Raw genomic sequence first — 9,051 nt, 5'->3', positions numbered from 1 at the left:
ACGGCCCGATGACCCCCCGGGCAACGGCAACGGCAACGGACGGCCGGGCGACCCCCCGGGCAACGGCAACGGCCCTCCCGGTGCCGGTGGCCCGCCCGGGCAGGTGCGATAGCCGCCCGCGGCGACGCCACCTGACCCCGCCCGCACCGGCCCGCTGCGGCCGGGACCTCGTGCGGCGGGCCCACCTCGCCGGCCGGACGCACCGCGGCTGCGGCGAGCCGTCGAGCGGCTTACCACTCCTCCACGGCTCCGCGAGGGTCGGGCAGCGCGCGTTCCTCCTCCCGGTCGAGCGTTTTCACCCGCTCCAGGGCGCCCGAAGGCCGCCTCGATGGGTGCGATGGCGTAGGCGGCATGCGAGCCTGGTGCGGGCCCGGACGACGGACGGGCTCCGGCGGGCTACGAGACCGGCCCGCGGTCGTAGGTCCGGGCTCACCGGACCTACGGCGATCCACCGCTGGTTGAGGGAGCTCGATGACCATCACTGTGGGCGCCGGCGTGCGCAGCGACGACGAGCTCGTGGCCCGTGCGCGCGACGGGGAGCCGGACGCGTGGGCCGCCCTGCGGGAGCGGCACGCACCGGCGGCACACGCCGTCGCCCGGCGGCACTCCGACCCGGACACCGACGTCGAGGACGTCGTCGCCCATGCCTTCGACCGGGTGCTCGCGGCGCTGCAGACGGACGCCGGCCTCGAGGTGGCCTTCCGTCCGTACGTGCTGACCGTGGTGAACCGCGTCGCCGAGCGGACCCGCTCCCTGCACCACCCCGTGGAGCCGGCAGCCGACGGCACGTCCCAGGCGCCCACCGTGGTCGAGTCGCCCCGGGACGCGGTGGAGCACGCCGTCGAGCGGGACATCGTGCTGGACGCGTTCGGCTCGCTGCCGCCGCAGTCGCAGGCCGCCCTCTGGTACACGCAGGTCGAGGGCCTGACGTCCGCCGAGGTCGCCCCGGTCCTCGGGATGTCGCCGAGCGCGGTGGCCGGTGTCGTCGCCCGCGCCCGTGAAGGGCTGCGGCAGGCCGCGCTGACCCGGCACGCCGTCCCCCCGATCGACGACGCCTGCGTGTGGGCCGAGGACCGGCTCAGCGCGTACATCCGCGGGAGCCTGCGCGCCCGGGAGACGGTCGGGATGCAGGAGCACCTCGAGCGGTGCGCACGGTGCCGCGCCGTCATGGCCGACCTGCGCGACGGCAACCACGGCCTGCTCTCGGTCATCGCCCCCCTCGTGCTCGGCGCGGCCGGTGTGGACGCGATCCGCGGGGTGGGCTTCGGCGGCGCGGCCGGCGGCGTGACGACCGAGGCACCGGCGGCCGGCACCGCCACGACGGAAGCCGTCGTGACCGGAGCCGTCGTGCCCGGAGCCGCCACGACCGGAGCCGCCACGACGGGAGCCGTCGCGACGAGCGCAGGACCCGCGGCCGCGTCGACCCGGGTCGCCGGGGCCGCAGTGGCGGGCGCCGCAGTCGTGGGCGCGGCCGCGACCGACGCAGCCGCGGCGGGCGCCGCGGCCACCACGGTCGCCCTTCCCGCCGTCCGGGGTGCATCCGTGACGCGGACCGCGTCGACCGCCCCGACGCCGAAGGTCGGAGCGGCACCGGGCACTCTCGTGACGCGTCCCGTCGGCGGTGCTGCTCCCACCGGGCGCCCGGGCGCGCCGCTCACGGCGGCGGCGCCCGCCGCCGCGGGCTCGACCTGGCCCGGCTCGGCGAGGTGGAGCCGCGTGCGCCCGACGGCGGCCCGGCTCGCGGACGTGACCTCGCGCCGCCCGGTGGACGCGCTCGCGGCGGCGGCCACCGTCGCGCTGGTCGCCGTCGCGCTCGGCCTGACCGCGGCGAACGGGGGCGCTCCTGCCGACCGTGCCGACGACGGCGCGTCGCGGAGCTCCACCTCGACTCCGGCACCGACCGACCGGACCGGTTCGCCGACGTCCCCGCCCGGGGACCGCGCTCGCACGGGAGTCGGCACCTCCGCCGGGGCGCTCGGCGTCACCGAGCCGGGGGTGGCGTCCCCCACCCCCGGCTCGGACGAGGCCGTGCCCAGCGGTGGCGCGCCGACGGGGCCCACCACCGGCACGACCGGCACGGCCGGGACGACGACGACCGGCACGGCGACCGGCACGACCGGCGCCTCGCCCGCCGGCGCGACCGGCGCATCCGCCGGCCCCGCCGGGACCCCCGCCGGCGCCCCGGGCGCGGCGCAGTCCAGCGCGCCGTCGACCGGGACCGCGAGGACGGCACCCGCGGCCAAGTCTCCGTCCACCCCGGCCGCCAGGACACCGGCTCCCGCTCCGGCCGCCCCCGCCCCCGCACCGGCGAGCCCCGCTCCCGCGCCGGCCCGACCCGCCCCGGCCCCGGCACCCGCACGACCTGCCCCGGCGCCTGCCCCGGCACCCGCGCGACCCGCCCCGGTGCCCGCGCCGGCACCCGCCCGACCCGCCCCGGCGCCCGCACCGCCCGCACCGGTCGTCACGGTCCCCGTGCCGGCGGCACCCGTGCCGGTCCCCGTCGTCCCGGCGCCGGACGTGCCCGGCCCCGGCAACGGTGGCGACGACGACGACAACGACGACGACGACGATGACGACCGTCGCGGCAACGGCAACAACCGCGGCGGCAACGGCAACGGCGGCGGCGGCGGCAACGGGAACGGCAACAACGGCGGTGGGAACGGGAACGGGAACAACGGCGGCGGGAACGGCAACGGCGGAGGCCGCCGCGGCGACTGACCCCGCCGTCAGGCGGCGTGCCGGAGGTCCGGCTCGCCGCCCGGCTCGTGCCCGGCCCCGACCGGGTGCGCCGCGGCGGTCAACCTGAGTCCCAGGATCCCCAGCAGCGCGAGCACGACCACCGTCCGCACCCACAGGTCCGGCGACGTCACCGCCAGCGAGTTGGCCAGCGCGAACGTCGTCAGCCACCAGCCGGTCGACGGCACGGTCCCCGGCTCGTCGTCCCCGGACAGTGCTGCCCACAGCGCGGCGAGCGTGAAGCCCGCGGCCGCCAGGGCGACCACCCAGCCGACGCCGGCGAGCGCGCCACCGCGGTAGATCAGGAGCGCCACGGCGCTGACCGCCGCGCCGACCAGGAGGGTCTGCGCCGCGGCGTCCACGAGGGCGCACGCGACTGCGGCCGCTCCCCGCTGCCCGGGGGGTCTCGCCGCGGCCGATCCTCGCTGCCCGGGGGGCGACCCCGCGGCCGGTCCTCCCGGCCTGGCGGGCCCCCCCTCGGCCGGTGCTCCCTGCCTGGCGGGCCTCTCCCCGAGCGGTCCTCCCGGCCCGGCGGGCCTCCCCGCGACCGACCCCGCGACCGACCCGGCGACCGGCGCGTGCCGTCCCCCTCCGGGGGGACGGGTCCCGCGTGCGACGACCGGACCCGCGGGGGCGGTCCGTCCCCGGTCCGCCCCCATCGCCCTGCGCTGCATCGGTCACTCCTGACGTCGTGGTCGGGCCTGCCCACGTCGGCACGCTCCCGGCTGAGCTGCCCGGGTGCGGCCGGGCACGCCCGCGAGACCATGCTGCGCGCGCCAGGCGGCGAGCCGGACGACCGGGGCTGAACGGTGGGACAACTCCCGATGACCGGTGGCGGCCCCGGACCGGTCACAGCTCGTGCTCGGCGAGCTCGCGGAACTCGTCCGGCACGGCGGTCCCGCGCCCCATCACGGCGGGCAGGTAGCCGACCGCGTCGGCGCCGAACCGGGTCCGGATCGCGTCCATCGACCCGTCGACGGCCCGCCGTGCGGCGCCCGTGGCGGACCCCGGCCGCCACGGGTCCGGCGGCGGCAGGTCGAGCTCGGGCTGGATGACGGGCTGCGCGGTCAGGTTCGACACCGAGACGGCCAGCAGGGTGATCTCGCACGGCGCCGGCGCGTCGCCGATCGCCGACCAGACCAGTCGCTCGGCGACCTCCGTCAGCGTCAGGGTCGTGGCGACCGGCTGGGCGAGCGTGTGCGACCGGGTGACGGACCGCATCCCGGTGAACCGCACCCGCACCGTGACCGTGCGCCCGGCACGGTCCTTGGCGCGCAGGCGCCGCGACACCCGGTCCGCCAGGTGCGCCAGGACGGCCCTGACCTCCGCGGGCTCCGCGCTGCGCCGGCCGAGCGCCGACTGCGCGCCGACCGACCGGGCCCGGTGCGCCGTCTCCACCCGGCGCAGGTCCTCGTCGTGCGCCATCGCGCTGAGCTTGTGCCCCACCGCCTGCCCGAGGATGCGCTCCACGGCCGACGACGGCGTCCGGGCGAGCTCACCGATCGTGTGGATCCCGCGTTCGGCGAGCCGCCGGCGGTTGACCGGACCGACCCCCCAGATGAGCTCCACCGGCAGCGGGTCCAGGAACTGCCGCTCGGACCCCGGCGGGACCACCACGAGCCCGTCCGGCTTCGCGACCTGCGAGGCGATCTTCGCCAGGTGCTTGGTCCGCGCCGCACCCACCGAGATCGGCAGACCGATCTCCGCCCGCACGCGACGCCGGATGAGCGCGCCGATGACGTCCGGCGGGCCGAACAGGTGCACGGCGCCGGAGACGTCGAGGAACGCCTCGTCGATGGAGATGCGCTCCACGACCGGCGTGACGTCCGCCAAGACCGCCATCACGGCGTCCGCCAGCCGCTGGTACTCCCCGAAGCGGCCGCGCACGAAGGTGAGGCGAGGGCACAGTCGTACGGCCTGCCATCCCGCCATGCCACCCTGCACACCGAACGCCTTGGCCTCGTAGGACGCCGCGAGCACCACGCCGCCGCCCGGCCCGCCGCCGACCGCGACGGGACGACCGCGCAGCGCGGGGTCGAGCAGCTGCTCGACGGACGCGTAGAACGCGTCCAGGTCGGCGTGCAGGATCGTGGCGCCCAGGTCCGGCATGGGGACATGGTATCGAACACATGTTCGAACGTGTGTCCCTCCACAGCGCGGTGGGCCCGGCACCGCGCCCCGCTCGCCGGTCAGCCGGGACGGAACCCGCGCTGCGCCATGTCGTACGTCGCGAGCACCTCGAGGAGGAACTCCGAGGCACCGGTGGCGACGGCGGCGAGGTCCTCCGCGGGCGTCCGCTGCAGCGCCTCGAGCAGCACCTCGTGGTGCACGCGGGCCAGCTCCAGCAGGCTCAGCCCCTCCACGACCGCCGAGCGCCCCAGCTCGTACCCGCTGGCCAGGGCGGACTCCTCGTGCCGGGCGAGGTAGCGCAGGAACCCCACCCGGTAGCTGCGCGCAAGGTCGTCCAGCTCGCTCACGGCCGGCCGTCGCGGGCGTCGACCGCCGCCCGCGGCGCCACGGCGTCGTCCAGGTAGGCCAGTCCCTCCTCGAGGTCGAGCGCCGTCTCGACCTGGACCGTGCCCATCCCGAGCAGCACCATCGCCAGCGCCACGTCCGGCTGGATCCCGACCACCACCGTCTGCGCACCGCGCAGCCGCGCCATCTCGGCGATGTTGCGCAGGGTCTTGGACCCGAACGAGTCGAGCACGTCCAGCGCCGCCACGTCGATGATCACCCCGCGGGACCGGTGCCGGCCGATCTTGTCCACGAGGTCGTGCTGGAACCGCACCATCTGGGAGTCGTCCAGCGCGGTGTGGATCGACGCGATCAGGTACGGCCCCTGCCGCATGATCGAGACGAGTGCCGGGTCCTGGTTCATCGCGGCGCCGGGGCCTCCTGCCGGGTCACGGTGTAGCCCAGCAGGCGCTCCGCCTCCTCGAGACCTCCCTGGAGGTCGCCGATGGTGTTCATCTTGGACAGGTCCACCCCCAGCGTCACCAGCGTCTGGGCGATCTCCGGCGAGAGCCCTGTGATGATGACGCTCGCACCCATCAGGCGTGACGCGTCGACGGTCTGCACGAGGTGGTTGGCCACGGTCGCGTCCACGGCGGGGGCGCCGGTGATGTCGATGACGACGACCTTCGCCCGGTGCGTGCGGATGCCGGTGAGGAGCTGCTCGGTGAGCTGGCGCGCACGCTCGCGGTCCAGCACCCCGATGATCGGCAGGATCAGCAGCCGCTCGCGCACCGGGAGCACCGGGGTGGACAGCTCCCGGATGGCGTCCTGCTGCTGGCGGATGACCCGCTCGCGCTCCTCGACGAAGCTGACGGCCACGGTGTTGGCGATGCGGTTGGCCGCCGGCTCGTAGGCGTCCAGCACCCGGTTGAGGAGACCGAAGTCCCGCTGGTACTTCTCGAAGAGCGACCGCGCCAGCACGTCGCGCAGCAGCAGCACGATCCCGACCACCTCGTGGGTCTCGACGCCCCGCGGGATGATGCGCTCGGACAGGTCGCGCGCGTAGCGCTGCAGCGCCTCGACGCTGCCGGTCTCCAGCACCTCGACGTAGTTGTCGTAGACGGAGGTCGTCTCGGCCGCCATCTCCTGCGGCGTCATCGCGTGCAGCAGGCGGGTGTCCCCGATGCGCCCGGCCCACTCCTGCCGCAGCCGCGTGCGGTGCTCACGCAGGTGGGCCACGAGCTGGGGCAGCAGCTGCTCCTCGTCCTGGCGGTCCAGGGTCGGGAAGTCCCCCGCAGCATCGGACAGGGTCGTCTCGGTGTTCATGGTCGTCCTCCTCGGCGCCACTTCGTCATGGTCACTGTCGTGCCACGGCCCGCCTCGGAGGCGACCGCGAACTCGTCCATCAGGCGACGCGCCCCGGGCAGACCGAGCCCCAGGCCGTCGTAGGTGCTGTACCCGTCGGCCAGCGCCCGCTCGACGTCCGGGATGCCGGGTCCGTTGTCCATCGCCACCATGCGCACGCCCGCGTGCGGTCGCTCGAGGAGCTCGATCACGAGCACCCCCGCGTTCGCGAAGCGCACGATGTTGCGGGCGATCTCGGAGACCGCCGTCGCCACCACGGTCAGGTCGGTGCTGGAGAACCCCTGGCGCGCCGCCATCTCCCGCGCCGCCCGGCGCGCCGCGACGATGTCGGCGTCGGTGCGGATCGGGATGCGCACGACGTCGTCGCGCGGCTGGCCCCGCTCGAGCAGCGGGTTGCTGAGGCGGGCGCACAGCTCGCACTCCACGACGTGGCGGTCGGCGTCGACCTCGCGCTGGCGCCGCCGGTCCCCGCTGGACAGCGCCAGCAGCACCGGACGGCACCGGTCGGTGGGTGGCTCGGCCCCCTCGACCGCGAGCAGGTACTCCACGCGCAGCCGTGCCCGGGTGCGGTTGAGCTGGGCCGCCACGGCGCCGGCGCTCGACCCCGACTCGTCGGCCAGCGTGCGGGTGTCCCGGCCGGAGACCTCGTGCGCCAGGAGCAGCTCCCGCTCGCGCTGCGACAGCCGCGCCATCGCCCGGACGACCGCCGTCTGCTCCTCGCGCGCGAGCAGGTCCTCGTCCGGCGTCGGGGGCGGGCGCAGGTCCACCACCCGGTGCTGGTTGCGGCGGGCGCGGTCCTGCAGCCGCCACATCGACGCGACCACGTTGCGGGCGGTCGCGATGGCGTACGACTCGAGCATCCCGGCCTCGACCCGGCCCTCCGCGGCCAGGACCCGGACGAGCGTCTCCTGCACCAGGTCGTCGGCCACCGTCCGGTCGGTGACCCGCGAGCCCACCACCCGGCGGACGATCGGGATGAGCGCCGAGACCTCCGGATGACCCGGTGGGACGGCGTCGGCACCCGACGGCTCCGTCACGCTCACGTCTGGGAATGTACGCCGTGCCCACGTCATGCACCGGCGCTCGCGACGTCTTCATGGCACCAGCTCCCCCGCGACCCGACCACCGGAGCCCGACGTGCCGCCGACCCGCCCACCCGCTGAGCCGCACGGCCGCTCACTGCGGCCGCACCCAGGACCGACCACGACCTGCACCATCAGCACCGAGGCGCGCGGCGACGCCGTCGTCGTCCACGTGCGCGGCGACCTGGACCTCGACGCCTCGGCACGCCTGCGGCACGCCCTGGCCGACGCCGTCGGCTCCGGGTTCGTCGACCTCGTCGTCGACCTGCGCGCCGTCACGTTCATCGACTCCACCGGGCTGGGCGTCCTGGTCGGGGCACTGCGCAGCACCCGGCGTCGGCAGGGTCACCTGGAGGTCGTCGTGTGCGACTCCCGCGTCGTCCGGTTGCTGCGGATCTCCTCGCTCGACCGGGTCCTGCGCGTGCACGACGACGTCGAGGCCGCCCTGCTGCCCGAGCCACGTCACCACCCCGCGCCGTGACGGCGGGCTGGTCCGGCGGCGCCCGCAGGGGCGTCGGCGCACCGCGACGCGACAACCCCGCTAGGTTACGAAACGATAACGGGACGTGATCGGGGACGGCGGACGACGGGAGAGCGCTGTGGACGCTTCGGCTCGCACGACGACGTACGGCGACCACGTCGTGGTGCACGTCGCCGGTGACATCGACGTGCACACGGTCGGCCTCCTGCGCGACCACCTCGGTCCGCCCGTCGAGGCCGGCCGCGACCTGGTCGTGGACCTGTCCCGGGTGACCTTCCTCGACTCCACCGGCCTGGGCGTGCTGGTCACCGCCCGGAAGAAGGCCGACGTCCGGGGCGGGCGGATGCAGCTCGTCGTCGCCGGGGAACGGGTCATGAAGGTCTTCCGAATCACCGCGCTGACCCGGCTCTTCACCATCCACCCCACGCTCGAGACCGCGCTCGCGACCTGAGCACCGCCCGCGTCGCACGGCGCGCGGCTCGCCTCGGGACACCGGCGGCGCGCCCCGGGTGCGGACGTCCCGACCCGCCCGCCCCGGGGTGAACGGCGCGCGGTCGATCGCCGCGTCACCTGCCCCGGTGCAGCCCGGCACGGGCGCGGACAGGGCCCCGAGTTCAGCATGTGGACATCGGTCCAACCAGCGGAACGCGGCGATCCGGGGTACGGTCGGAGGACGGCGCCACCCGTGGTGGCGCCCACCAAGGATCCGGAAGGTGGTCCGCGGGCACCCTCGCCCGCGCACGCCCCGATCCCAGGTGACATGACTCCCACGCAGACGCTCCGCCAGCCGCACCCGCTCCACCCCCTCCCGCCGGTGGGGCGCACGTTCGTGGCCGGGTTCGAGAGCACGTACCACCCGGGGGCCGGGGTGGACGCCCTCGACACCACGGCGCACAGCGCGCGGTGGCAGGAGGACCTGGCCGACATCCGTGC

The 9,051-nt window shown here is 76.1% G+C and carries 9 protein-coding genes; 3 read left to right on the top strand and 6 right to left on the bottom strand.

What is annotated here, in order from left to right:
• Positions 1-471 precede the first annotated feature (471 nt).
• Positions 472-2,718: a sigma-70 family RNA polymerase sigma factor gene (locus tag CAE01nite_RS04480; RefSeq protein WP_146900595.1), complete on the top strand. Its 2,247-nt coding sequence runs from the start codon at positions 472-474 to the stop codon at positions 2,716-2,718.
• A gap of 8 nt (positions 2,719-2,726) precedes the next feature.
• On the opposite strand, the gene CAE01nite_RS04475 is transcribed toward CAE01nite_RS04480, so the two are convergent.
• From CAE01nite_RS04475 to CAE01nite_RS04450, 6 genes are all read right to left on the bottom strand, one after another.
• A complete protein-coding gene (locus CAE01nite_RS04475) occupies positions 2,727-3,098 on the bottom strand; it encodes a hypothetical protein (RefSeq protein WP_146900592.1) in 372 nt (123 codons plus the stop codon).
• Between the two features lie 487 nt (positions 3,099-3,585).
• Positions 3,586-4,845, bottom strand: coding sequence for a DNA polymerase IV (dinB, locus tag CAE01nite_RS04470; RefSeq protein WP_146900588.1), 1,260 nt, complete (start codon positions 4,843-4,845; stop codon positions 3,586-3,588).
• Positions 4,846-4,925: 80 nt separating this feature from the next.
• Entirely contained in the window at positions 4,926-5,213 is a 288-nt protein-coding gene (locus tag CAE01nite_RS04465; RefSeq protein WP_146900585.1) for a phosphatase RsbU N-terminal domain-containing protein, read from the bottom strand.
• On the bottom strand, positions 5,210-5,614 hold the full coding sequence (locus CAE01nite_RS04460; RefSeq protein ID WP_146900582.1) for an STAS domain-containing protein: 405 nt from the start codon (positions 5,612-5,614) through the stop codon (positions 5,210-5,212). Before CAE01nite_RS04460 ends, CAE01nite_RS04465 begins: the two co-directional genes overlap by 4 nt.
• Positions 5,611-6,516 (bottom strand): STAS domain-containing protein, encoded by a 906-nt coding sequence (locus CAE01nite_RS04455; RefSeq protein WP_246131004.1) that lies wholly within the window; start codon positions 6,514-6,516, stop codon positions 5,611-5,613. Before CAE01nite_RS04455 ends, CAE01nite_RS04460 begins: the two co-directional genes overlap by 4 nt.
• Positions 6,513-7,598: a sigma-70 family RNA polymerase sigma factor gene (locus tag CAE01nite_RS04450; RefSeq protein ID WP_246131003.1), complete on the bottom strand. Its 1,086-nt coding sequence runs from the start codon at positions 7,596-7,598 to the stop codon at positions 6,513-6,515. Before CAE01nite_RS04450 ends, CAE01nite_RS04455 begins: the two co-directional genes overlap by 4 nt.
• A gap of 94 nt (positions 7,599-7,692) precedes the next feature.
• Here CAE01nite_RS04450 and CAE01nite_RS04445 point away from each other — a divergent pair, with 94 nt between their 5' ends.
• Both CAE01nite_RS04445 and CAE01nite_RS04440 read left to right on the top strand, forming a co-directional pair.
• The gene (locus tag CAE01nite_RS04445; protein WP_186816416.1) at positions 7,693-8,118 is read left to right on the top strand and encodes an STAS domain-containing protein; all 426 of its coding nucleotides are present in this window, start codon (positions 7,693-7,695) and stop codon (positions 8,116-8,118) included.
• Between the two features lie 118 nt (positions 8,119-8,236).
• Positions 8,237-8,569, top strand: coding sequence for an STAS domain-containing protein (locus CAE01nite_RS04440; RefSeq protein ID WP_146900573.1), 333 nt, complete (start codon positions 8,237-8,239; stop codon positions 8,567-8,569).
• Positions 8,570-9,051: the final 482 nt, after the last annotated feature.

Origin of the sequence: Cellulomonas aerilata (genome assembly GCF_007991755.1) — a bacterium.
Lineage (GTDB): Bacteria > Actinomycetota > Actinomycetes > Actinomycetales > Cellulomonadaceae > Pengzhenrongella > Pengzhenrongella aerilata.
Note: the sequence above shows the minus strand (reverse complement) of the source record. Positions and strands in the feature narration are given on the sequence as shown.

Coding starts and splice junctions, on each gene's coding strand:
- CAE01nite_RS04480 (WP_146900595.1), top strand. CDS start 472: ATGACCATCACTGTGGGCGCCGGCGTGCGCAGCGACGACGAGCTCGTG.
- dinB (WP_146900588.1), bottom strand. CDS start 4,845: ATGCCGGACCTGGGCGCCACGATCCTGCACGCCGACCTGGACGCGTTC.
- CAE01nite_RS04460 (WP_146900582.1), bottom strand. CDS start 5,614: ATGAACCAGGACCCGGCACTCGTCTCGATCATGCGGCAGGGGCCGTAC.
- CAE01nite_RS04455 (WP_246131004.1), bottom strand. CDS start 6,516: ATGAACACCGAGACGACCCTGTCCGATGCTGCGGGGGACTTCCCGACC.